At 32.1% G+C, this 779-nt stretch carries 1 pseudogene; it reads left to right on the top strand.

The features are described 5' to 3' along the window. Nucleotides 1-681, top strand: a pseudogene (locus CYP05_RS06985) (hypothetical protein); the annotation flags it as partial. Nucleotides 682-779: the final 98 nt, after the last annotated feature.

Here is a 779-nt window from a genome sequence, read left to right as displayed (position 1 = left end):
CTTATATATGATATAGATAACTCTAAATTTACTATAAGTGATGCTCAAAATTTACTGCAAAGCAAAGGAATAAAGGGCTTTATATATCCAACAAGCTATCAAGCACCAGATGCAAAAGTAGAGAAATTTAAACTCATCATACCCACAACAAAGGCTCCAAGCCTAAATGAATATGATGAATACATAAAAGAGATAACAAGAGAGCTTGGGTTATATAAGGTAGTAAATAACTCAAGCCTATATCCTAGTAAATTTCACTACACTCCGGTACCAGGATCTGAACTTGTAAGCATTAGAGGAAAAACTTTTGATAATACAAGAGCCATTGAAGAGGCTGGCTTAAAAACAGATATTAATAATATGGATGTTAAAGCCATAGAGGGAAATTTACAAAATCTAAGAAAATATGAGCTTAGTCATGAGCCAAAAGATACCAAATCACATATTAAAAGAGCAAGCTACCAAGCTATATCATCAATGATCTCTATAAAAGAGCTAATAGAATACTTTGACGAGAGCACTGTGTTTAAAAAATATAAAAATCATCAAATACTTTCTGGCAAGAGTGGCAATACCTATACCTGCCGGAAGAAAACACAGCCTACTCTTTTAACCAAAATAGACACTATACTCCATATATCTATATCAGAGATAAATTTTATGAAGCAGCTAAAAAGATAAAAACTAGGCTTTTAAATGATGACGTCATTAAAAAGCTAGGACTTAAACAAAATGAATATGAAGGCTTCGTAAAAGCTATCGATGGCCATTTAGATATA

It is taken from the genome of Campylobacter concisus (genome assembly GCF_002913545.1).
In the GTDB taxonomy this organism is placed as follows: domain Bacteria; phylum Campylobacterota; class Campylobacteria; order Campylobacterales; family Campylobacteraceae; genus Campylobacter_A; species Campylobacter_A concisus_AV.
The sequence above is the reverse complement of the archived record's forward strand: the minus strand, read 5'-3'. Positions and strand labels throughout refer to the sequence as shown.